The organism is Selenomonas sp. oral taxon 149 str. 67H29BP (assembly GCF_000146365.1).
In the GTDB taxonomy this organism is placed as follows: domain Bacteria; phylum Bacillota; class Negativicutes; order Selenomonadales; family Selenomonadaceae; genus Centipeda; species Centipeda felix.
Window position 1 is genome coordinate 271,590 of sequence record NZ_GL397087.1, and the last position, 21,522, is coordinate 293,111.

General features: G+C 50.6%; 18 protein-coding genes and 2 pseudogenes. 13 read left to right on the forward strand and 7 right to left on the reverse strand.

The window, feature by feature from the left end; all coding sequences use genetic code 11:
• Nucleotides 1-32: 32 nt before the first annotated feature.
• The 4 genes from HMPREF9166_RS01305 (at nucleotide 33) to HMPREF9166_RS01320 (ending at nucleotide 5,657) form a co-directional block, all read left to right on the forward strand.
• Nucleotides 33-2,219: a molybdopterin-dependent oxidoreductase gene (locus HMPREF9166_RS01305; protein ID WP_009442229.1), complete on the forward strand. Its 2,187-nt coding sequence runs from the start codon at nucleotides 33-35 to the stop codon at nucleotides 2,217-2,219.
• A 5-nt stretch (nucleotides 2,220-2,224) separates the two neighbouring features.
• On the forward strand, nucleotides 2,225-2,800 hold the full coding sequence (locus HMPREF9166_RS01310) for a 4Fe-4S dicluster domain-containing protein (protein ID WP_009442230.1): 576 nt from the start codon (nucleotides 2,225-2,227) through the stop codon (nucleotides 2,798-2,800).
• The gene (locus tag HMPREF9166_RS01315) at nucleotides 2,797-3,594 is read left to right on the forward strand and encodes a DmsC/YnfH family molybdoenzyme membrane anchor subunit (RefSeq protein WP_009442231.1); all 798 of its coding nucleotides are present in this window, start codon (nucleotides 2,797-2,799) and stop codon (nucleotides 3,592-3,594) included. Before HMPREF9166_RS01310 ends, HMPREF9166_RS01315 begins: the two co-directional genes overlap by 4 nt.
• 260 nt (nucleotides 3,595-3,854) lie before the next feature.
• Nucleotides 3,855-5,657 carry a molybdopterin-dependent oxidoreductase gene (locus HMPREF9166_RS01320; protein WP_256359024.1) on the forward strand — a complete coding sequence of 601 codons (1,803 nt, stop codon included), beginning with the start codon at nucleotides 3,855-3,857 and terminating at the stop codon, nucleotides 5,655-5,657.
• A gap of 279 nt (nucleotides 5,658-5,936) precedes the next feature.
• Here HMPREF9166_RS01320 and HMPREF9166_RS01325 read toward each other — a convergent pair.
• Nucleotides 5,937-6,362 (reverse strand): annotated as a pseudogene (locus HMPREF9166_RS01325) (magnesium chelatase domain-containing protein); the annotation flags it as partial.
• Between the two features lie 214 nt (nucleotides 6,363-6,576).
• Complete coding sequence (locus HMPREF9166_RS01330; RefSeq protein WP_039980808.1) at nucleotides 6,577-7,626, reverse strand: tRNA-dihydrouridine synthase; 1,050 nt, start codon at nucleotides 7,624-7,626, stop codon at nucleotides 6,577-6,579.
• A 113-nt stretch (nucleotides 7,627-7,739) separates the two neighbouring features.
• Here HMPREF9166_RS01330 and HMPREF9166_RS01335 point away from each other — a divergent pair, with 113 nt between their 5' ends.
• Complete coding sequence (locus HMPREF9166_RS01335; protein WP_009442236.1) at nucleotides 7,740-8,084, forward strand: helix-turn-helix domain-containing protein; 345 nt, start codon at nucleotides 7,740-7,742, stop codon at nucleotides 8,082-8,084.
• A gap of 84 nt (nucleotides 8,085-8,168) precedes the next feature.
• Nucleotides 8,169-8,738 (forward strand): alpha/beta hydrolase, encoded by a 570-nt coding sequence (locus HMPREF9166_RS01340; protein WP_009442237.1) that lies wholly within the window; start codon nucleotides 8,169-8,171, stop codon nucleotides 8,736-8,738.
• 65 nt (nucleotides 8,739-8,803) lie between these two features.
• On the opposite strand, the gene HMPREF9166_RS01345 is transcribed toward HMPREF9166_RS01340, so the two are convergent.
• Together HMPREF9166_RS01345 and HMPREF9166_RS01350 are read right to left on the reverse strand one after the other, a co-directional pair.
• Nucleotides 8,804-9,496: an aspartate/glutamate racemase family protein gene (locus tag HMPREF9166_RS01345; protein ID WP_039980810.1), complete on the reverse strand. Its 693-nt coding sequence runs from the start codon at nucleotides 9,494-9,496 to the stop codon at nucleotides 8,804-8,806.
• 96 nt (nucleotides 9,497-9,592) lie between these two features.
• Nucleotides 9,593-10,999 (reverse strand): PLP-dependent aminotransferase family protein, encoded by a 1,407-nt coding sequence (locus HMPREF9166_RS01350; RefSeq protein WP_009442240.1) that lies wholly within the window; start codon nucleotides 10,997-10,999, stop codon nucleotides 9,593-9,595.
• 112 nt (nucleotides 11,000-11,111) lie between these two features.
• Here HMPREF9166_RS01350 and HMPREF9166_RS01355 point away from each other — a divergent pair, with 112 nt between their 5' ends.
• A complete protein-coding gene (locus tag HMPREF9166_RS01355; protein WP_254654995.1) occupies nucleotides 11,112-12,374 on the forward strand; it encodes an MFS transporter in 1,263 nt (420 codons plus the stop codon).
• Nucleotides 12,375-12,418: 44 nt separating this feature from the next.
• Here the strand turns inward: HMPREF9166_RS01355 and HMPREF9166_RS13230 are convergent, their stop codons facing one another.
• Together HMPREF9166_RS13230 and HMPREF9166_RS01365 are read right to left on the reverse strand one after the other, a co-directional pair.
• A complete protein-coding gene (locus HMPREF9166_RS13230) occupies nucleotides 12,419-12,547 on the reverse strand; it encodes a hypothetical protein (protein WP_256359022.1) in 129 nt (42 codons plus the stop codon).
• A gap of 757 nt (nucleotides 12,548-13,304) precedes the next feature.
• A pseudogene (locus HMPREF9166_RS01365) lies at nucleotides 13,305-13,892 on the reverse strand (magnesium chelatase domain-containing protein); the annotation flags it as partial.
• A 127-nt stretch (nucleotides 13,893-14,019) separates the two neighbouring features.
• Here HMPREF9166_RS01365 and HMPREF9166_RS11805 point away from each other — a divergent pair.
• On the forward strand, nucleotides 14,020-14,178 hold the full coding sequence (locus tag HMPREF9166_RS11805; protein WP_009442245.1) for a cysteine-rich KTR domain-containing protein: 159 nt from the start codon (nucleotides 14,020-14,022) through the stop codon (nucleotides 14,176-14,178).
• A 57-nt stretch (nucleotides 14,179-14,235) separates the two neighbouring features.
• On the opposite strand, the gene HMPREF9166_RS01370 is transcribed toward HMPREF9166_RS11805, so the two are convergent.
• A complete protein-coding gene (locus HMPREF9166_RS01370) occupies nucleotides 14,236-14,853 on the reverse strand; it encodes a TetR/AcrR family transcriptional regulator (protein WP_009442246.1) in 618 nt (205 codons plus the stop codon).
• A gap of 207 nt (nucleotides 14,854-15,060) precedes the next feature.
• Here HMPREF9166_RS01370 and HMPREF9166_RS01375 point away from each other — a divergent pair, with 207 nt between their 5' ends.
• From HMPREF9166_RS01375 to HMPREF9166_RS01395, 5 genes are read left to right on the forward strand one after another with little or no spacing between them, the layout of a single operon-like run.
• A complete protein-coding gene (locus tag HMPREF9166_RS01375) occupies nucleotides 15,061-16,860 on the forward strand; it encodes an ABC transporter ATP-binding protein (RefSeq protein ID WP_009442247.1) in 1,800 nt (599 codons plus the stop codon).
• Nucleotides 16,853-18,586 carry an ABC transporter ATP-binding protein gene (locus HMPREF9166_RS01380; RefSeq protein WP_039980812.1) on the forward strand — a complete coding sequence of 578 codons (1,734 nt, stop codon included), beginning with the start codon at nucleotides 16,853-16,855 and terminating at the stop codon, nucleotides 18,584-18,586. Before HMPREF9166_RS01375 ends, HMPREF9166_RS01380 begins: the two co-directional genes overlap by 8 nt.
• A gap of 36 nt (nucleotides 18,587-18,622) precedes the next feature.
• Nucleotides 18,623-19,225, forward strand: a complete 603-nt coding sequence (locus tag HMPREF9166_RS01385) for an MptD family putative ECF transporter S component (RefSeq protein WP_009442249.1) — start codon at nucleotides 18,623-18,625, stop codon at nucleotides 19,223-19,225.
• Nucleotides 19,225-19,959: an energy-coupling factor transporter transmembrane component T gene (locus HMPREF9166_RS01390; RefSeq protein ID WP_009442250.1), complete on the forward strand. Its 735-nt coding sequence runs from the start codon at nucleotides 19,225-19,227 to the stop codon at nucleotides 19,957-19,959. Before HMPREF9166_RS01385 ends, HMPREF9166_RS01390 begins: the two co-directional genes overlap by 1 nt.
• 30 nt (nucleotides 19,960-19,989) lie before the next feature.
• The gene (locus HMPREF9166_RS01395; protein ID WP_009442251.1) at nucleotides 19,990-21,459 is read left to right on the forward strand and encodes an ABC transporter ATP-binding protein; all 1,470 of its coding nucleotides are present in this window, start codon (nucleotides 19,990-19,992) and stop codon (nucleotides 21,457-21,459) included.
• Nucleotides 21,460-21,522 lie beyond the last annotated feature (63 nt).

Sequence of the window (21,522 nt, forward strand, 5' to 3'; positions counted from 1 at the left end):
CCGTTTTTCACATCTGAAAAGGAGGCTCTCTCATGAATTCGCCGCATTCATTTAGCCGCCGAACCTTCCTAAAGGGAAGTCTCGCCGCAGTGATTTCCGCCGGAATTGGTTCTTCGCTCGTTCTTAACAAAACGCCGTTCCGCCCCGTCGCAGCAGAGACGGTCGAACAGGTTTTTCAAAGTGCCTGTCCGCGCAACTGCTATGACTCGTGCTCCATTCTATCGACGGTCAAAGGCGGCGTTTTGAAATACGTCGAGGGCAACCCCGCCAACACGTATACACATGGGCGTCTCTGTGCAAAGGGATTTTCCTATACACGATCCGTCTATAGTCCGGATCGGATCAAATACCCCATGCGCCAGGTGGGGCGCGGCAGTGGGAAATGGGAACGGATCAGCTGGGATGAAGCATTCGACATCATTGCCAAGCAGATTCTCTCCATCAAGGAAGAATACGGCTCTACACTCCCCATCTGTCTCAACAAGTACTCGGGCAATTTCAACCTGCTCAACTACTGCGTAGAGGGCATGATGTCGAGCATCGGACATACGTCGCGGGCGACGGGAACACCGTGCTGGCCTGCGGGCATTGATGCGCAGACCTTCGACTTCGGGACAATCTGGAACAACGACCCTGAGGATCTCGTCAACAGCAAGTACCTGATTATCTGGGGGGCAAATCCAGCATGGTGCTCGGTGCACTCCATGTATCTCATTGAGCAGGCACAGCGACAGGGCTGCAAATTGGTCGTCATTGACCCCACACTTACCCAAACCGCCTCGAAAGCGGATTGGTACATCCAGATCAAAGCGAGCACGGACGGTGCTCTCGCACTCGGCATGGCCAGCTACATCCTGGAGCATGATCTCGTCGATAGGAATTGGCTGCAGCAGAATGCGAAGGGCTACGAAGAATACTTCCAGTACCTGCGTGAAAACATCACCGTCGAATGGGCGGCGAAGGAAACGGGCATTGAGGCAAGCGTCATCGAAGCCTTGGCACAGGAATACGCAACGACCAAGCCCGCGAACATCTGGATCGGATATGGGATGCAGCGCCATGTAAACGGTGGCCAGAATGTACGCTGCATCGACACACTCGCTGCCATGACAGGAAATATCGGGGTCTCCGGTGGCGGCGCACAGTACGCGCAGCTCCAAACATGGGGCATCCAGTATCATGCCATGAAAATGAAGCTCCCCGCAGGAACAGCCACGGAAAAAGATCGTATCATCAATATCAATAATTTTGGCCGTGAGGTTCTGGACGCGCAAGATCCTCCGATCAAAATGCTTTGGATCGCCTGCCGCAACCCTATGACGCAGGATCCCGAGGCCGCCGTGGTAAAAAAAGTGTTCGAATCCATGGATCTCGTCGTGACGGCAGATCTCTTTATGACGCCGACCGTCGCCATGAGCGATATCGTCCTCCCCGTAACAACTGCCTTTGAAACCGCCGGACTGAACGTCTCCTACTGGCATTACTGGCTCTCGCTCAACGAACAGGCAATTGCGCCTATGTACGAGGCAAAGAGCGATCTTGAGATTGCCATGGGGCTTTCCGCCCACCTGAATGCGCTCTCGCCCGGAAGCTGTACCTATCCGACCTCAGGTACTGTCGACGAATGGCTTGCCGCTGAGTTTTCCCCAGACTTTTTGGCGCAGTTCGGACTCACGCATTGGGAGGAACTCAAAAAGGGTCCGCGCAAGGCAGTAAAGGGTCTGATCGGCTGGCAGAACGGCAAATTCAAGACGCCGTCAGGAAAATACGAATTTGCATCCGAGGCGGCACAAACCGAGGGGCACGAGCTGCTCCCGATCTGGAACGAGCCGATGGACGTGCCCGAGTCATACCCCCTGCGTCTGATTTCCCCGCATTGGAAGCTCAGCATAAACTCGCAGTTCCAGAACCTCGATTGGATGGCAAATATTTGTCATGAGCCGACGGTGGAGATTCATCCGAATACGGCAGAGCAGTACCATGTTGCCGAGGGGGATATGGTTCGTCTTTACAACGACGAGGGCGAAGTGCGTCTAAAGACACATCTTACGCACACGGTTGCGCCCGATACTCTCGTCGTCTACGAGATGTGGCTGAAAGATACGCCGTTTAACATCAACACGACCCTGCACGCCATTCCCTCCGATATGGGAAAGAAAGCGACTGGCTCACCAGGTCTCGCGTTCCACGATAACTTTGTCGCCATGGTGAAAGCCTGAAAGGAGTGAGTCTCTTGAGCAAACGTTATGCCTTTCTCGTTCATACGGATCGCTGCATTGCCTGCAATGCGTGTGAAATTGCCTGCAAGAACTTCTATCAGCAGGAAGCCTCTGTCCACTGGCGCAAGGTGTACTATATGCAGGAAAAGGATCTCCCCCAGCCCTGCCGCGTCAGCGTCTCGCTCGCCTGCAATCACTGTGATGCGCCATCCTGCATGAAGGCGTGCCCAACCAGTGCCTACAGCAAACGCGACGACGGCATTGTGATGCACGACCAGGACCGCTGCATCGGCTGTAAGCTCTGCATGATGGCGTGCCCGTATCGGGTTCCCTGCTTCGACAAGACGCTTGGCAAGGTCAGCAAGTGTGAGATGTGTGCCGAGCGTCTGGATAACGGGGAAGCCCCCATCTGCGTAAAGAGCTGCCCTGTGGAGGCACTAGAGATCATCGATCTGTCCACCCCCCAAAATGCAGCGTACCGCGACACGCTGCCGGGGCTTCCGCCGACCGATATGACACACCCCTCTACGCGATTCATCGAGGCTAAGATGGGCAAACAGAACTGGAGGGAAACAAAATGATGACATTCGACGAACTGCCGCTCGTGTTTTTCACGACGCTCTCTCAAATTGCTGTCGGTGCCTTTCTCTTCCTGACAATTATAGAAGCAAAAAATTCACTGGAACAAAAGGTCGTCCGCTTTTGCACCTGCGTCATCTTTCTCTGCGCCGTGTTGTCGATGGCGTGTTCGACCGCGCATCTCGGAGATCCTGCCGGCGGATGGCGCGCCCTCCTCGGCCTCGATCATTCCTGGCTCAGCCGAGAAATTTTGGGGATCAATATGTTCTGCGTCATGGTGGTGCTCTACTTCTTTTTTTCAGCACGAAATGCTGCACTGCATCGTTTCTGTGGTATACTGGGAAGTGTTGCCGGTCTGCTCAGCATTCTCTCGACCTCTCTCGTCTACACCCTCCCCTCGCGCCCTGCGTGGGACGCTCCCTTCCCTCTGCTGTTCTTCCTGCTGACGACCTTCGCTGCGGGATCAGCGCTCCTGCAGTTTCTGCTGCTGCAGAAAAAACAGGCGGTGCAGTTCCCCCTCGTGCGCATCATTTCACTCGCCCTGCTTGCGGGCATTGTAATCAGCATTGCCTATGCTGTTGTGCAGGCAGACCACCTGATGCTTCCGACCGGCTGGCTCGTTCTTCGCATTATCGTCGGTGCACTCCTGCCGCTCTTCCTGCTCAGGAAAATGTCCGTACCGCGTGCTGCGGCACATCGCCTTTCTCTCTGGGCGTTTCTGCTGATTGCCCTCGGGGAGCTGCTCGGACATCAGCTCTTCTACGCCTCCGTTCTCCCCTTCCCCTTGTTCCACTGAGATAAAGGAAGCAGGAAACGCATCGCACAGAATGCGTTTCCTGCTTCCTTTTAACGAGGTTTTCCATGCTCACGCATAAAACAGATCAAATCACCCATCATATCTGCACGCGCAACTGCTATGACTCCTGCGCCATCATCGCACGAAGTCGGGACTGACAAATCACGGATCTCTACGGCGATGCACAGAACCCCATCACGGCAGGTCGTCTATGCGCCAAACGCCAGCACATTCTCTCCTCCATCTACGACCCGCGCCGCATTCTCTATCCGATGATTCAGCATGGGCGCGGCAGCGGCAGATGGTCACGCATCTCATGGGCGCGGGCCATCGATCTCCTCGCACACAAAATCTTGGACATCAAAGCGGCCTACGGCTCAACGCTGCCGCTCTGCCTCAACAAGTATTCAGGCAATTTGGGACTCCTGCACCGTTCCGTCGAAGGGATGTTCAACAGTCTGGGCGCAACCACTCAGACGCGGGGAACCCCTTGTCTTTCCGCAGGTCTTGATGCACAGTATTTCGATTTCGGTGCAAATATCACCTCCAGCATTCGTGATGTCACACAGTCCAAGCTCATCCTCCTCTGGGGTGTGAACCCCGCATGGACAGCGGCGCACTGTATGCCATATTTCTACGAGGCACGACGCAGAGGTGCGACGATCGTCGTCCTTGACCCCGTTTTTACAGAAACAGCACGCAAAGCAGACTACTATATCCAGCTGCGTCCCGGGAGCGATGCCTCCTTCGCACTTGCCCTGCTCCACCTGCTCGAAAAACGCAACATGCTCCACGATATGCCCGCACATATTACAGGCGGATCCTCGTTCCTGCGCGACCTCTCGGCACTCGATGCAGACGAGCTTCTGCGCACCGCAGGACAATCGCTGGATGCCGTCCAAAAACTTGCCGCGCTCATCGAAGAAAACCATCCCATGCACGTATGGTGTGGCTTTGGAATGCAGCGACATCGTTACGGCGGCTTCGCGGTTCGACTCATCGACGCACTCTCCATGTTGACGGGAAACATCGGATGCAGAGGGGGCGGCGTAAACTATGCCCATCAGGGGATGCTTCTATTTTCTGATGCGATTATGCAGCGACGCAGTGATACGCGTTTCATCGACATCAACCAGTTCGCCGATTCACTTGCCGCCCTTCATGACCCGCCGGTTCGCTTCCTATGGATCGCCTGCCGCAATCCGCTCGGTCAGGATGTCTCTCTGCAAAAGCTTCTATCCACTTGGACACAGCTTGATTTTGTTGTCACAGCAGATAAATTCCTCACGCAGAGTGCCGCACTGTCCGACCTGTTTCTGCCCGTCACAACAGAGTTCGAGGAACTCGATGCCTACACAGGATATTTTCATCACTGGGTCGGACTGAACACCCCCGCCATCCTGCCGCGCGGCGAGGCGAAGAGCGACCTTGAGATCGCCCGTTTGTTGACGCGCCGCCTCAACGAACTCACCCCCCATACGAGCACCTTCCCACATCAAAAAGAGGCCGCTGACTTCCTTGACGAGGCCTTTACGCCCGCCGTGTACGAGCGCCTTTCCATTCAGCACTGGCGCGAACTCGAAAAGGGCACACGCTCTTATGATGTAGGCGTCCCGTGGGCAGACCATCAATTTGCCACGGATGATGGAAAATTTCACTGCTGTTCCCTCGCCGACATTGGCAGCATTCTCTTTCCAACACAGGAGTATCCATTCTATTTTCTAACGCCGCACGCACAGCAAAACATCAACAGTCAGTATCAAATGCCGGAAACGAAGCTTCCCGAGCATCCCGTTGTCTTTCTTCACCCCAAAACCACTGCGGCAAACGGGCTGTCCGAAAACAGCGCCGCCATTCTCTGGAATGAAATGGGGGAACTTCACGTCACGGTACACCTCACGGAAACCGTGCCACAGGATACGATTCTCTGTCCACAGGGGGAAAGCCGCGTTTTCACGCTCAACTGGCTCAATGCAGGACAGTCCGCCGATATGGGAGAAGTGCGAACCGGCACGCCGGGGATCGCCTTACACGACGTTTTGGTCAACATACGAGCAAAATAACTAATGGAAGAAAAAGAGATTCCAAACGTCATAGATAATGACCTGACCCCCAAAAGTTAGATTCCTCAAGTCTAACTTTTGGGGGTCACTACATTTCATCGCTGCTCTTTATCTTGCTGAAATACCTGCTATGCGAAGATTTCCACATCTGGAATAACAATGCGCGTGCAATTCCTACACGCTGGCGCTGTCCCCCGCTCATATTGGTTGGACAGCGTTCGGCAAATTCCTAGGAAATATACAAAAGCTGAAATGTTGTCAGATGAAATTCTTCACCACATTGGGCGGCACAACATAGAACTCCGTTAATCTGTTTTCCCTTGCCGTAATCGCCATCGAGAAAACACCGCTAAACGGACGGCAGTTCCCATCAAGAGAGAGTTCCGCTGAGAAAAGTGCATTCCGTACCGTTGCCTCCGGAACCATGCCGTAGGATGCAAGGAGACCAACGGCAATCGGCAGATCAAGCCCGGAGCTGTCCTTTCGCACATCGGCGGGCGCAAGATTCACCGTCACTCGCTCCTGCCGCAACTGAATGCCGGAGTTGCGGATTGCAGTGCGCACACGCTCCTTCGACTCCTTCACTGACGTATCGGGAAGCCCCACCAGTTCAAAGCCCGGCAGCCCCGGTGACACATCCACTTCAACGTCGATAATCTGTCCATCAATCCCGAGGGTCGTCGCACCATAAGTCTTTGCAAACAACGGCCTTCCCTCCTACGTTTCAAATATAAGAAATTATAACACAGGATAGGGGAAGATGGCTAATGATTCTTTGCAAAGAAAAAAGAGATTCCAAACGCTAGGCAGGACGACTGGAATCTCTCGTTTGTTGGTTTGAGAGGCATCCTTCAACAAGCAGGCTCTCTCAGCCATAAAAATTTGAACGTATCATATAACGCCAACCGCGCCTTGAAGATCATCTTCGCGCAGGATTCTTTTTCCGCATAATGCGTGCGGGACATTTCCTGCCATCGGTGAACCATCGACATGTTTTACAACCAAGACAGGGGCGATAATTCATATTCTCCATCGATCGCACGACAAATGATGGATCGGCAAGAAACGCCCTACCACAGGCGACAAAATCACAGGAATTATGTTCCACGAGAACGTTGCCTCGTGCAAGCGTGTCAATCCCCCATACGGTGACGATGGGGATGTGTATGTGCGGCTTGATCGAAGAACCTGCGTATACAATGCTGCTATATTCATAATCGGCAGGCAGATGGAAGTTCCGTGTCTGCGGTATCCCGTGCGAGACATGTAGCATTTCGATGCCGATATCCTCGAACGCCTGCGCTGCTGCAATATCCTCCTCCAGTGAATTTGTCCAGCCCATTCGATAGGACAGGATGAAATGGTCATCGGCGAATTTCTGAATACCGCCCACGATCTCTCGGGCAAGCGTCAGCCGCCCATACAGATCTCCTCCATATTTGTCGCTGCGTCGATTCGCCTCGGCAGAGGTCATCATATTCAGAAAAAAACCATGTGCGCCGTGTAGTTCGACACCATCTGCTCCCGCACAGAAACAAATATATGCGGCATTTATAAAATCATCTCGTATGCGCTCCAAATCTGCTATTGTCAGCGTGTTGACATCTTTGGAATCAAATGCCAAAAAATCATATCCACCTTTGCCCAGCTGTACAAAGAACCTGCTTCCGCACCTATGACAACGATCTGCAAGCTGCTGCAGATATGGAATATGTCGCTTTGAATACGCTCCTGCTCCACCGGATGTTCCGGCAGAACGCGCCATGGGATCGTCTGATGCTGATATGCTCAGAGACTGGCTGATGAGAAGCCCAATCTCTTGATCGCAATATTCAAGGTATTCGCGGATAAGCACATCTCCCATAATCCCGTCACTGCAAGGAAACCCGAACCGTACCATCGGCGCCATAACGATTCTGTTTTTGAACATCACTTTTTTGATCTGATAGGATGAAAAAATATTGCTCATCCATGACTCCCTCCTAAATCTTGCTATTTTTGTCAGCATCATTATAATCATTGTATACCACTCAATATAGTACGCACTAATTTGTAAGATACTATCCAAAAGGAGAGAATTACATGATTCAAAATCTCTGCCGCAGCAAAGAGGCTCCGTTTTTATCAACCTTAGCAGTCATCGGGGGTAAGTGGAAAATGCGCATCCTCTATGAGCTTTCATGTGATTCCATTTTACGATATGGCGCTCTGAAACGAAATCTGGCTCCTATCACGCACAAAATGCTGAGTACGCAGCTGAAGGAGCTTGAAAAAGATGGCATGATTATACGCAAGGAATATCCACAGGTGCCCCCAAAGGTCGAATACTCCCTGTCCGATAAAGGAAAAACATTCGTCCCCATCATCAACGCAATGTGCGATTGGGGAAAAGCGTATCCCATCAACAGCTCATTCGGCACTCACTAAAAAGTGCCTACTTGTGCCAGTCTCCGACACGCAGTACTATAAATCAAGCGTTTTACGACATATAATACTGCAAAGGAGAATGAAATGAGTAAGCAGGCACATGATAAGAACGTATATATCATTCACGAGTTTGACGCATCATCCACGCGGCACTGGTTCCCCTGGCTGAACAAATTTCTGACAGACAAAGGTGTTACCACTGAATCCATCGATATGCCGACACCAGCACAGCCGGACTGCAAAACATGGATATCATTTCTCTCAGAGCATCTCACGAGCGTAACATCAAACACCTATTTTGTTGCCCATAGTCTGGGATGCATTACAACGCTGCGATATTTACAAACAGTCGCTGCACCAATCGGCGGCGTTGTACTCGTTTCCGGATTCGATCAGTCGATTCCAGACTTTTCGTTCCTCGATGAATTCACCGCCACACCCCCAAACTATAAACTGCTTTCAAGAACAATCCCAAACAGAGCTGTTGTTTCCGCCATAGACGATCCGATTGTCCCCCACGAGTTCAGCCGCTCGTTTGCCGAACGATTCGACGCAGTCTTTTATGAGACCAAGACGGGCAGACACTATCTGGACGTTGACGGCGTGACAACACTCCCCATTGTTGCCGATGTACTGTCTCGCATGATGGAATAATTGCAAATAGCATATGAAGTAACAAAGAGATTCCAAACGTCAATCGGACGAATGGAATCTCTTTGTTATCGCTCAAGTGATTTGAGTGCCGCCTGCTTCGCATGAATGAGTGTAGTATCAAAGAGTGGAATATCGGTATCGGATTGCTGGATAAGAAGTCCGATTTCAGTACATCCTAGGATGATGCCCTGCGCCCCGTTTCGTGCGAGTTCATGAATAATGTCCAGATATGCGGCTTTGGACTTCTCCAAGATTTTCCCGAGACACAGTTCATAGTAAATAATGCGATTTACGATATCGACACCAGCATCATTTGGAATGACGACCTCAATCCCCTGTTCGATCAAAATATTTTTATAGAAATCCTGCTGCATGGTATATTTCGTGCCGAGCAGGCCGACTTTTCGGATGCCGTGTTTCTTTAGCTGTACAGCGGTCATGTCCGCAATATGCAGGATTGGGATATGAATTCTCCTGCCGATTTCAGGCGCTACCTTGTGCATCGTATTGGTGCAGATTACGATATAATCCGCCCCCGCCCGTTCTAATGCTTGTGCGGCTTCAGACAAAACATCTGCGCTCTTATCCCATTCCCCGCTCGCTTGATATTTCTCGATTTCATCAAAATCGACGCTGTATAGAATACATTTTGCAGAGTGCAGACCGCCCAGCTGCTTTTTTATAGTTTCGTTGATGACCTGATAGTATGTCACGGTGCTTTCCCAACTCATACCACCGATCAGCCCTATTGTTTTCATTGTATCACCTCTTCCATTACGATAGCACCGCCCGTCCGTCATGACAAGGTAAAAATTGTAGGGAGGACAATTCACTGCGCTCTTGCTTTATTCTTCCTAAAGGATCAATGTCTCCGTCTGCGGCGGGATCGTATTTTCCTCCATCAGATCATGAACAATCCGCAGTCCGCGCACGAGCTCCTCATTCGTTGGCGGCGAGCAGAGGGCGAGGCGAATAAAGGAATGCTCCGCCTCCCCGCCGACGGCAAAGTGATCCGACGAGAGTACACGCACACCGCGATGCTGTGCCTGTGCCTCGAAATTCGCCCCACCGCATCCCACAGGCAGTGGCATCCATTGGAAGAAGCCGCGTGTATTCCCCGTATGTGCAGGGAAGATCCCTCGAAAGATGCGATTGCGATCCTCTGACATCCGACATTTCTCCCGCATTATACGCTCCGCTGCGCCGCTTTCAATCAGATCTGATGCGATCTCCGCACTCAGCGGCGGGATCGCCATGCTGATGCTGCGCGCCGCTCTTCGAATGCGCTGCCTAAAATGCGATGGAACAAGCATGTATGCAACACGCAGTCCGGGACAGGTAAGTTTTGAAAGACTGTGCAGATAAACGGACTGCCGCGGGAGGAGCACGGTCATGGGCGCAGCGTTCCCGCGTGCCGTAAAGCCGTAGGCATTGTCCTCAATCAAAAGGATGTTGTGCTTACGCAGCACTGCTGCAATATCCCTGCGCCGCTCCTCAGGCATAACGATGCCAGTCGGATTCGCGCAGGACGGCATAAGATAGATACCCTTGATGTTTATCTGCTGATGCTGCTGCGCGAGCGCATCCGGCAGCATCCCGTCCACATCTCCCTCGATGGGGATGAGTCGGATGTTCAGCTGTTTTGCAAGGCTGATGAAATTCGCATACGTATACCTGTCCACCGCAATTCGATCCCCTGCATCGAACAGCGCAGTGAGTACGATTGCAAGTGCACTCTGCGTTCCGGCAGTAAGGAGGAGATTCATCGGCTCTGCCGTGAGAGAAAAACGTGCAAGCCAGCTGCACGCAGTCCGCGCATGACGGTTCTCATCCTGTTCACTGCCAAGCGTGAAGAGCCGCGCTGCATCCCTGCCGCGCAGGATCTCCCGTGCAGTATCCGTAAGAATCTCGCTAAGTGAATCGTACGGATGAATGCTGCCAAGTTCGATGAGTAACTTTTCCGTTCCTCCCACGGTATCATGCAGCATGGCATTCGGCGAGACGAACGTCCCGCGCCCAATGACCGCATAGATCAACCCCTTGTCCGTACAGAGACGAAAGGCACGCGTCACTGTGCTCAGATTGAGATCGAGGTAATCGGCAAGCTCCCGCTGCGGCGGGAGCTTTGTATGCGGCGGCAGTCGTCCGCTGAGGATATCACGTTCAAGCTGCGCGGCAAGCGCACGATAAAGCGGAGGATGGAGCCCCGCGCGTGCGGGACTCCATGTCATCGGATAATCATCGAACGAATTGATGGGCATAGGACATCTCCTACAACATTGTCATACATACAATTTTACTGTTGAAATCATACAATAAGCAGTCTAACATAATAATTGTATGTATTATATCACAAAGGGGATGCCAGTGGAGATGAAAAACAACGTTACTTCAACGTGCACAGCGATATCTGCCTCACTTTATATCCTGCCCTTTATCCTGGTCGGCTCGTTTCTGTCCATCTTCGACCAGTTCGTTATCAATGTCGCCGCCCCCACCATCATTTCTTCCTTACATCCGTCGGCTGCAGAATTCGAGGGCATTATGAGCGGCTATGCGCTCGTCTACGGCGTTGGGCTGGTTGTCGGCGGACGCCTTGGTGACCGTTTCGGACGGCGGCGTATCTACCGTCTCGGGCTTTTTCTTTTTGCCGTGACCTCGGTGCTCTGCGGTGCTGCTCAGACGGCACCGCAACTTGTTGTCGCACGCCTGCTGCAGGGGCTTTCGGGCGCTGTCATGGTGCCGCAAGTACTCGCTCTGATTCGTGTCTCATACGAAGATAATGCACGTGTGCAGGCACTATCCGCATTCGGCGTGTCCATCGGACTCGGACAGATCATGGGGCAGGTACTCGGCGGCTGGATTCCCGCATGGGATTTCCTCGGACTCGGTTGGCGCATGATTTTCCTCGCCAACATGCCAATCTGCCTGATCGCCGGCATTGGCTGCAGGTCGCTGCCCTCAAGCCCAAACGCTGTACACGAGGCACACCAAAAGCATCTCGGAAGTCCTCTTCGGCTCTTTCGTTATCGTGGCTATACGGTCGGAATTTTTCTCAATGTATGCCTGTACGCCGCCATTGTCCCCTTCTTTGTCGTGCTCGGTCTCTACCTGCAGAATATCTGTGAACTCACACCACAGACGGCGGGGCTCGTCTTTATGGCGGTCGGCACGGGGTTCGTCCTCGCCTCGTCCGCAGGACCTGCACTCATGCGGAAGTTCGCGCCGCCGCGCGTACTGATCTGCGGAACAATCTGTACCAGCGCGGGCATCTTCGCCGTCTTGCTCGACTCGATCACGGGGCTGTCCACTGCGATTCCCTTTGTCATCCTCGCGCTGTTTGTCCTCGGTGTCGGCAATGGCACAGTGATTCCCATTGCAACGGGTGTTGTCCTGCGCTATCTGCCGATGGAAGACGCGGGCGTTGGCGGTGCCATCCTGACGACGGGGCAGCAGCTCGCAGGTGCATTCGGGATTGTGCTTACGGGTGAGTTTCTCATGGGAGACGGCGCATCCCTCAGCTCTCCCGCCACCTATGTGGACGGTCTCGCACTTCAAGTGTGCGCCGCATCGGCTGCGCTCTGCTGCGCTGCTCTTCTCAACCGTATCCCTGCCTCCGCGCAAAATGTATCCTAAGTCGCAATATCAAATCAGACAGCAGAACATAACAGAATCAAAAACTATGGCCGAAGATTTTTTAGTGCGGCATCGAAGCATTCTTGCAGCGCCTCATAACCTAGAATTTTGAGTGGCAGCGTATTGACCCAATCCTCTACGCGCTCCACTTCTTCCTCGCTCAAGTTCGTCATATCCATCCCCTTCGGAATGAAATACCAAATGAGCGCATTCTGCTTCCCCTTCGTTCCACATTCCCTATGGACGTAAGGACGAGCCGAGCATAGTACGCCTTCGCCTCCAGAACAGCGTCTTGCAGACGAACAAACCGCTCCCATTGTCGCAGATGGTCGTATGAAACACCTGTGAAAACTGTGCCCCGCAGCGATCTCTTAGTTAGGTGGTCTTCGTGCAGATCTGAACCTCAAATAGATATGTACGTCTGTTGAGCCCGCAGATCGCACCAGGGGAATGCTTGTCTTTAAGAATGCGGGGGCTTCTACATATCGGATGAAATCCCGCGCGCAATGAGCTTGGAGGACTTTACTGCGTTCTTGCGATTACGCTCATAAACGATTTGACCAGTTTCGTCAAAATGCTGGTCATAGTATGTCCAGTCTGAACGCATCTGCCTTGCTGTACTGCGCTTTATTTCAGCGTACAGAGTGGAGCATGCGATGCCGAGGTTTTGGGCGATTTTCACCTTAGGAATTCCAAGACGCAGCATCGCTCCGATCGGTCAGTGCTGATAAGCGTTTAAGTATTTGAATGTGCGGCGTTTAGTGAATGCAGATCAAGTAATTGACCCGATTTATCTGGAATATCTGAAAGCTAATGTGTCATATATACATGATCGTCGGGTGGAAACATACCCTTACGCAAGAGATTCCATACATTATGCTCTCCCGCCGCTGCAATCTCAAGCGCACGCTTCGCCTGATACTGTCCCTATACGTCCGCAAAGTCATCGGTAAAAGCCGCATCTTTTTCTGTTCTGTTGGATGTGGCACAGCAGGAGTCAGCGTCTCCGTTCCCGTCAGATGACGCACGAGCTGCGCCAGATTCTCGACCGCATAGACCTTTAGTCCGTCAAACGAGCAGTACCTCATCTGCATTGGACGGTGCAACGTAGAACTCCGTAAGTCCCCGCTCACATGCTGTAATCGCCATTGGAAGGATGCCGCTGATCGGACGACAGTTCCCATCGAGAGAGAGTTCCGCAGAGAAAAGTGCCTGCCGCATCGCCGCCTCGAGAACCATGCCGTAGGATGCAAGGAGACCAACCGCAATCGGCAGATCAAGCCCGGAACTGTCCTTTCGCACATCGGCGGGCGCAAGATTCACCGTCACCCGCTCCTGCCGCAGCTGAATGCCGGAGTTGCGGATTGCAGTGCGTACCCGCTCCTTTGACTCCTTCGCCGACCTATCGGGAAGCCCGACCAGCTCAAAGCCCGGCAGTCCCGGTGACACATCCACCTCCACGTCGATCATCCGCCCGTCATTCCCGAGGGTCGTCACACCATAGGTCTTTGCAAACAACGGCCTTCCCTCCTACGTTTCAAGTATAAGAAAATTATGACACAAGAGGGGGGGGGAAGATGGCTAATAATTCTTTGCAAAGAAAAAGAGATTCCAAGCGCTAGGTCGGGCGAATGGAATCTGTGATATGGTTTACAAAAGCGAACATGAAAAGCACGGAAAGGATACGGTATTGATTAACTTCCCTCTGTTCTGTCCTAAGTGCCGGAAAGAAACGCTGATTGATCTGAAACAAGGAAATGTCACTATCATCAAAGAGCCTGACGCACAGACGCAGAGCCGATGATCGACAGTCCGTGGCTGTGATCATCGGCTCTTTTTGATAAAAATAATTTAGAAGGCATCATTCCTTTTTCAACAGACGATTAATTCCTGCGACAAAAAAAGCACATAGCGTTTCAACATAAAAACGTGCTTCCCTACGGTTCATGTTGTGGCGGAGAGGTTCGAACATAGATGCGTAAAAGGAATTGGTCAGCATGTGCAGTACTCTCATCATCAATTCTTTTTCGGTCCCTGCACCCCCCGATGGTTCCGGCCATATAGAGACATAAGAAAGATTCTTATCAGTTAAATCTTCAATCAGCGCCGTATGCCGTGTGCCCCCTAAGGATGTTTGAATCAACAGAAACTCATCTTTATGATCATAAATATAGTCAATCATGTCAACATAGATCGCAGTATCATCAAAAGAAATGGCATCTGCTCCATCCTGACCTATACCCTTCGACCAAAACTGCTCTGCATAGTTCTGATATAGTTCGATAAGCCCATCTGTAATGGGCGAAACGATTGCGTCAAAAAGGCCCTCTTTATTTGGAAAGCGCGTATAGACAGCACGTGCGCTGGTTTCTGCTTTTTTGGCAATCTCCCGTATGGAGGCAGCTTGGAACCCTTTATCTAAAAATTCACTTCTGGCACATTCTAATAAGCGTTCTGATACACCGGCAATTCGTTTCATGTGAATCCTCTCTTCCTGAAAGATTGAAACTCTGTTTTCATTTTATAGAACAGGATGCTACATGTCAAGAAAGAACAGATTGACAATAAGCGATATAAGCTGTAAAATCATATTTGAAACATCGTTTCAAATGCCTCGAAAGGGGCAAAAATTTTGGCTCTATAGTTAGCTCTGACTAACCAATATGCAAATCAAGGAGTTGACAGTATGAAAGACAATATGAAAGAAAAAGGGGTGCTGGGGCGTCTGTTCCGGCATATGGGAATGTTCAAAATCACAATGGGCATCGCCATTGTATTATCTGCTGTTTCCTCAGTTATCAACCTATATGCCTTTGTGTGCGTGTATAACGTGGCAAAAGAGATCGTTCAGTCTCTTGGCAATATTTCTTCACTGGATCAGGCCTATATGGTCGATATGGGCTGGCGCGCCGTATCCTTGATCCTTATATCCTTTGGATTATACGGGATGGCATTGCTGTTTTCTCACATCACCGCGTTTAATACGGTTGCAAAGCTGCGGATTCAGATTGTCCGACACATTGGGAATCTGCCTTTGGGGTATCACACGACAAATCCCAGCGGGAAACAACGAAAAATTATTGAAAAGAACTCGGACAATCTGGAAACGCTGATTGCACACCAGATTCCGGACTTTGCAGGAGCGGTTGCGCTGCCGGTTGCTTTTCTTGCATTTATGTTTGTGTATGACTGGCGGTTGTCTTTCATCTGCCTGATCCCGATTCTGATTGGCTTTGGTATCCTTTATTATATGCTGAAGGATGAAAGCGAAGGTTTTGTCAAGCAATATCAGAAATCTGCCGAGGACATCAGCAATGCCGTTACGGAATACGTCAGGGGCATTGCTGTTGTAAAGGTATTTCAGCAAACTGCCAATTCTTTTCAGCGCTATAAAGCTGCGGTAAAAGAGTACGGCGATTATTTGCTGAAGTACGCGCTCTCCATGCAAAATACAGACAGCGCTTATCATGCCGCAATTAACGGTATCTTCTTTTTCCTGATTCCCGGAGGCATTATCCTTTTCAACGCAAGCTACAACCCTGAAAAAACGGTATTGAGTTTTCTGTTCTTTTCGGTTCTGATTCCTACCGTCGTAACGATCTTAGCACGTATTATGAACAGCTCGTCCAACCTAATGATCTCCCAGGCGTCATTGGACGCAATCGATCAGATTTTGAAGGAAAAGCCACTGCCGGAAACGAAAACGCCGCAGCTTCCGACGGGGTATGGTATATCCCTTGACCATGTTTCATTTTCTTATGAGGATGCTGCCGGAAAAGCCTTGGACGATGTTTCTTTAGACGTGCGGGAGGGTACGATTACTGCGCTGGTCGGGAAGTCTGGCGGTGGAAAAAGCACCATTGCAAATCTGGTTGCGAGATTTTGGGATGTCGATGACGGCGTTATCCGGGTCGGCGGAGTGGATGTGCGGGAAATGGACTATAGGCATTGGATGGAGCAGGTCAGTATTGTATTCCAGGACACGAATTTATTTAAGATGTCGATTATGGAAAATGTCGCCGTTTTCAATCCAAGTGCCTCGCGTGAGGATATTTTTCAAGCCCTCCATTTGGCACAGTGTGACGATATTTTGGAAAAGCTGCCACAAGGCGCAGACACGGTGATCGGGACAAAGGGAGTCTATCTTTCCGGTGGTGAAATGCAACGAATCGCCCTGGCCCGTACAATCCTGAAAAATGCCCCTGTGGTGCTGCTGGATGAAGCTACTGCATTTGCTGACGCAGAAAATGAATACCTGATACAGAAAGCTCTGGACGAACTGCTGCGAGGGAAAACCGTCATTATGATTGCCCACCGCCTTTCCACCATCATACACGCTGATCAAATCTGTGTTTTGGAGCGGGGAAAGATTGTTGAGAAGGGAACCCATCGTGAACTGATGGATTTGCACGGCGTATATGCCAGGATGTATGAAGAATACCAGAGCAGTATTTCATGGAGGATTGGAGAGGAGCAATATGCTTAAAAGAATATATCGCATTAGCGACGAGGGAAGTCGGAACATCCTGAAATCCGGTTTGTATATGTGTCTGTTCAATCTTGCTACGCTGTTGCCTGTTCTCTTGCTTGCAATGGTTGCAAATGAAATGATGAACCGATACTTTGGCGAAACACATGGGAACATACCACTGTGGGGATATTGGGGAACTGCCCTTTTGCTGCTGTTCGCAATTTACTTTGCTTACCGCCTGACATACCGAAAGAAGTACCTGACTTCCACAAAAGAAGACATGTGGCTTCGCATGGAGATCGCAGACAAAATCCGAAGGCTTCCGCTCTCTTACATCGGGCGGCGCGACTTGAGCGATTTAACCTCTACGGTTATGGATGACGTTGCCACTGTGGAGTTAGCGCTTTCTACGAGCGTGGCAGAGTTTATAGGAGGATTTCTGTCGGGCGTAACGGCCCTTGTCATCCTCGCGTTTTACAACTGGAAACTGGCTGGCAGTCTGGCGATTTGCCTCCCATTAGTCGTGATCGCAATGGCCTTGTGCCGGGTCATCTCTGAGGGGACAAATAAAAGAAACAGGCAAAAAAAGCTGGACATCAGCGACGGTTTACAGGAATACCTGGAAAACATAAAGGTACTGCGTTCCTCAGAAACAATGAAAGGCTACCAAAACCGTCTGTCAGCCACGATCAAACGCATTTTGAGGGGGCTTGTTCTGTACGAATTTCTGTCTGGCTTTGCGATTGGCCTGTCCCATAACATTATGCGGATCGGTTTAGGGCTTGTCATCGTCACCGGTTCCACACTCCTGATTTCGGGAGAAATCAGTTTGTTTACATTCCTCTTGTTTCTCCTCGTTGCGGTCAGGATTTACGAGCCCCTGACCAAGGCGTGTGAATCGCTGGGGGTAATGATTTCGTCTTTGGTCAGCGCAGGGCGGATTCGGGACTTGATGGATTATCCGGAGCAGCAGGGAGACGCGGATCTGCAACCAGAATCTTTTGATATTTTCTTTGATCATGTGTCGTTTGCTTACAACAAAGAGGATGTGCTGCATGATATCTCTTTTACGGCGAAGCGGGGACAAATCACTGCATTGGTGGGTCCGTCGGGCTGTGGAAAAAGCACGCTTTGCCGGCTTGCCGCCCGTTTCTGGGACGTAAACAGAGGGAGCGTGTCTCTGGGGGGCATCAACATAAATGAAATTGCTCCGGACACATTGTTGAAGAATTATTCTTTTGTTTTTCAGGACGTGGTTCTGTTCAATGATACGATCTATAACAACATCAAGATCGGGAAAGAGAATGCAACCCATGAAGAAGTCCTGACTGCGGCAAAGCTGGCCTGCTGCGACGAGTTTATAGATCGGCTCCCGCAAGGTTATGAAACCATAATTGGAGAAAACGGAACGATCCTGTCCGGCGGCGAAAGGCAGCGGCTTTCGATTGCCCGCGCATTCCTGAAGGATGCGCCTGTAATCCTGCTGGATGAGAGCACGGCTTCCATTGATCCTGAGAACGAAACAAAAATACAGAAGGCCATCGGAAGGCTTATTGAAAACAAGACGGTGCTGATTATTGCCCATAAACTGCGCTCCATAGTAGCGTGCGATAAGATCATAGTTTTGAACGAAGGGAAACTGATGGAATCCGGCACACACGAAGAACTGATGCAGAGGGACGGCTTGTATCATCGCCTCTATTCACTGCAAAACGAGAGTCTGGCATGGAAAGTCAAATGAATTCAATCATTTATTTATTAGAAAGGACTGATTAACATGAAAAAAGCAACGAACAAAAACCGGCTGAACGGAAAAGACCTGATGAATGTTGGTATCTTTACGGCAATCAATGTCATAGGCGGTGTGTTGATCGCTGTGGCGATTGGTTTGACGCCCATTGGCTTTATGTTGATTCCGTTTGTTGCTGCAATCATCCTTGGTATTCCAATGATGCTTTACTTTGCCAAGATCAAAAAATTTGGAATGATCTTGATTTTTGAGATTATTAACGGCGTTGTTCTTTTACTGACGGGTATGGGTCCCGACGCGCTGATCTGCGGAATTATTATCAGCCTGATTGTAGAGTTTATTATGAAGTCCGGAAACTACCAGAGCGCCAAGCGTGCCCTTTTGGGGTATGCTGTCCTGAATATCACAACCTGTGCCAATTACATCCATTGGCTGAATGCCAGTGCAGAGTGGCTTGATAAAAATGCGGCAACATATGGACAGGATTTTATGTACACAATTTCCGGCTGGTTTGACTATTGGTGGATGCTGCCTTTGGTTATCCTTTCCGCCTTCATTGGAGGTTTGATTGGTGGACTGCTTGGCAGGGCTGTACTGAAAAAACACTTTGTGAGAAGCGGGTTGGTCTGATGGAAACCGTGCTAAAAAACACAAGGCCGACAGCAAAGCAGATGTTTCTTGATCCGCGGACAAAGATTCTGCTTTGCCTTACGGTTTCCAGCGTTATGATTTCAAGCGACAGCTTCGGAATTATGAACATTGTACTGCCGTGCCTTGCCGCGATCCCGTTGTTATTCCTCATTTTACTCAAAAAACCGCAGATTGCAGCCTACTATGCAGTGATGTATTTGTTCACGGCGACGGTTCCCCGGCTGCTGATGCCGCATGTATCACCCCTGTTCAACCTCCTGTTTACTGGCATGATCGCCATGTTTACAAAGCTGATTCCGGGAATGTCCATGTTTTGCCTTCTGGTGCTGACAACTACGGTAAGCGAGTTTGTTGCAGCTATGGACAGGCTGCATATACCCAAGAAGTTTTCAATCCCGGTATCCGTGATGTTTCGCTTTTTTCCTACGATACGGGAGGAATACAAAGCGATTCGGGATGCCATGCGGCTCCGGGAAGTCGGATCATGGCGCAATCCCATGGAGATGCTGGAATATCGGATGGTGCCGCTGCTGACCGGCCTTGTCACAATCGGGAACGAACTGTCCACATCCGCCCTTACGAGAGGGCTGGATTCCCCTGTACGACGCACCAATGTCTGCCCGATTGGATTTCATTGGCAGGACGGTGTCGCACTACTGCTCTGCATCGCGGTCATCACTTGCTTTGTTCTCTCAACCTTCTATGGATGGTAGCAGGAACTGCTTTAAGGAGGAGATTTCCCTTTGATAAAAATTGAGAACGTATCTTTTACTTATGAAAATGCCGACAATGATGCGGCAATCCTTGATAATTCCATACAAATTTCCAAAGGAGAAATCGTCCTGCTGTGCGGGGAATCAGGCAGTGGAAAAACCACGTTCAGCCGATTGGTAAATGGGCTGATCCCAAACTACTATGAAGGCGCGCTTACCGGTAAAGTTCAGGTCGAGGGCAAGAACCCGGAGGAGGTCGAGCTGCACGAGCTGGCACCATATGTTGGCTCCGTGTTCCAGAATCCCAAGGCGCAGTTTTACACGTTGATAACAGATACGGAAATTGTATTTGCCTGCGAGAATATGGGTATGGATCGCGGCGAAATCCTGCGTCGTTTTGATACCACCGTGACAGCAATGCACCTGGAGCCGCTGATTGGAAGGAATCTTTTTACGCTGTCCGGTGGTGAAAAACAGAAAATAGCCTGCGCTTCTGTCCATGCCCTTCAGCCTGATGTGTTGGTTTTAGACGAGCCAACTTCAAATTTGGACATAGGATCAATCCACGAACTGGAGAACATTCTGCGCTTGTGGAAAGCACAGGGAAAAACCGTCATTGTAGCGGAGCATCGGTTGGATTGGCTTCGCCTCCTTGCAGACCGGGTGCTCTATTTCAAAGATGGGAAAATTGAACGGGAATTTACCGGAGCAGCCTTCTTTGAAAAACCTCCACAGGATCTGCATGAAATGGGGCTTAGGGCAATAAACCGTTTTGTTCCGCAATGCGTAAAAAAGAGCAGAACGAAGGAGAGCCTGGAGCTGAGGAGCTTTTGCTTTACGAGCAAAAAGAAAGACATTCTCCATATTGAAAACCTGACGATCCCTAAAGGAGCCGTTGTTGCCGTGTTGGGGAATAATGGCGCGGGCAAAACAACATTGGCCCGGTGCCTATGCGGTCTGGAAAAGAAAATGCGCGGTGCTTTCGTTTTTCTCGGCAAGGAATATAAACCAAAGCAGCGGTTGAAACTCTGCTATATGGTTATGCAGGACGTAAACCACCAGCTCTTTGCCGAGAGCGTGCTTGATGAAGTGACGCTTGGCATCAAGGATATAGCGGAAGAAGAAAAAACAGAGTATGCCCAGAACATCCTGTCCATGCTGGATCTGCTGGCACACAAAGACAAGCACCCCATGTCTCTTTCAGGTGGACAGAAACAGCGCGTCGCCATAGCAGGGGCCATTGCTTCCCATAAAGAAATCATCGTGTACGACGAGCCTACCAGCGGCCTGGACTATCGACATATGAAGGAGGTCTCTGCGTGTATCCAGAAACTCTCTGAAATGGGCAAAACGCAAATGATCATCACCCATGACCCTGAGCTTGTAGCTCATTGCTGCGATTATATGGTGTTTATGGAAAACGGAGCTGTGTCCCGTTTTGGGGAATGGACGGATGACAATGTTGAGTTTGCGTCTTGCTACTTTGAAAACGCGAGATAGTCTCTTGCTATTTGAAAGGACGGGTGTTATGGAATGAAACTTCATACTTCCGGTGAAGATGAT

Excerpts from the sequence above, each read along its gene's own strand:
- HMPREF9166_RS01305 (WP_009442229.1), top strand. The coding sequence starts at position 33 with ATGAATTCGCCGCATTCATTTAGCCGCCGAACCTTCCTAAAGGGAAGT.
- HMPREF9166_RS01315 (WP_009442231.1), top strand. The coding sequence starts at position 2,797 with ATGATGACATTCGACGAACTGCCGCTCGTGTTTTTCACGACGCTCTCT.
- HMPREF9166_RS01330 (WP_039980808.1), bottom strand. The coding sequence starts at position 7,626 with ATGAGCAATATTTTTTCATCCTATCAGATCAAAAAAGTGATGTTCAAA.
- HMPREF9166_RS01335 (WP_009442236.1), top strand. The coding sequence starts at position 7,740 with ATGATTCAAAATCTCTGCCGCAGCAAAGAGGCTCCGTTTTTATCAACC.
- HMPREF9166_RS01340 (WP_009442237.1), top strand. The coding sequence starts at position 8,169 with ATGAGTAAGCAGGCACATGATAAGAACGTATATATCATTCACGAGTTT.
- HMPREF9166_RS01345 (WP_039980810.1), bottom strand. The coding sequence starts at position 9,496 with ATGAAAACAATAGGGCTGATCGGTGGTATGAGTTGGGAAAGCACCGTG.
- HMPREF9166_RS01350 (WP_009442240.1), bottom strand. The coding sequence starts at position 10,999 with ATGCCCATCAATTCGTTCGATGATTATCCGATGACATGGAGTCCCGCA.
- HMPREF9166_RS01355 (WP_254654995.1), top strand. The coding sequence starts at position 11,112 with ATGAAAAACAACGTTACTTCAACGTGCACAGCGATATCTGCCTCACTT.
- HMPREF9166_RS13230 (WP_256359022.1), bottom strand. The coding sequence starts at position 12,547 with ATGACGAACTTGAGCGAGGAAGAAGTGGAGCGCGTAGAGGATTGGGTC.
- HMPREF9166_RS11805 (WP_009442245.1), top strand. The coding sequence starts at position 14,020 with ATGGTTTACAAAAGCGAACATGAAAAGCACGGAAAGGATACGGTATTG.
- HMPREF9166_RS01370 (WP_009442246.1), bottom strand. The coding sequence starts at position 14,853 with ATGAAACGAATTGCCGGTGTATCAGAACGCTTATTAGAATGTGCCAGA.
- HMPREF9166_RS01375 (WP_009442247.1), top strand. The coding sequence starts at position 15,061 with ATGAAAGACAATATGAAAGAAAAAGGGGTGCTGGGGCGTCTGTTCCGG.
- HMPREF9166_RS01380 (WP_039980812.1), top strand. The coding sequence starts at position 16,853 with ATGCTTAAAAGAATATATCGCATTAGCGACGAGGGAAGTCGGAACATC.
- HMPREF9166_RS01385 (WP_009442249.1), top strand. The coding sequence starts at position 18,623 with ATGAAAAAAGCAACGAACAAAAACCGGCTGAACGGAAAAGACCTGATG.
- HMPREF9166_RS01390 (WP_009442250.1), top strand. The coding sequence starts at position 19,225 with ATGGAAACCGTGCTAAAAAACACAAGGCCGACAGCAAAGCAGATGTTT.